Source organism: Halorubrum sp. SP3 (genome assembly GCF_005435195.1).
Taxonomy (GTDB): domain Archaea; phylum Halobacteriota; class Halobacteria; order Halobacteriales; family Haloferacaceae; genus Halorubrum; species Halorubrum sodomense.
Window position 1 is genome coordinate 1 of the sequence record NZ_SGTU01000284.1, and the last position, 540, is coordinate 540.

Consider the following 540-nt stretch of genomic DNA (forward strand, 5'->3'; position numbering starts at 1 on the left):
CGGCTTCAGACCCATCGAATCCGTCCGAAAGCATTTATCGATCTGAAAGAGCATCGATATATGGAGCGACGGGCCCTCCTGACCTCTCTCGGTTGCGTCGGGACCGCTCCCCTCGCAGGTTGCCTCGCCGACCGATCTGTGAATCTAACTAACGCGCTCCCCCCGAATCGTGTCGTTGGGGAATGGTGGGACGCGGTCAGGAACCGCGACACCGAGCGGTTCCGCGACCTGTATCACCCCGACTCGCCGGAACGTGACGCATCCTACTGGACCAACGAAGACTGGTGGGAGTCGTTTCCGCCGGACGTTCTAGCGTCAAGCACTGTCGAGGAGCGTACCCTCGTAGCGGAATCCGACACCGAAGCAACTGTTCTCGACGAGTTCGCCACCCCTGCTGAAGAGGGCGACCGTCAACCGGCAGGGCTCACCCACAAACTCCGAGCCGAAGACGGCGACTGGCGGCTGTGGACGCACGAATCTCGGGAGTTCATCTAGCCCGGTGACGTTCGTTTCGAGCACACCGCTGCCCAGCACCTTGCC

At 61.7% G+C, this 540-nt stretch carries 1 protein-coding gene; it reads right to left on the reverse strand.

Features of this window, described 5'->3' with window-relative positions:
* Positions 1 to 315: 315 nt before the first annotated feature.
* Positions 316 to 540: hypothetical protein (locus tag EXE42_RS19775; protein WP_206750754.1), on the reverse strand; the 225-nt coding region annotated here is incomplete at its 5' end.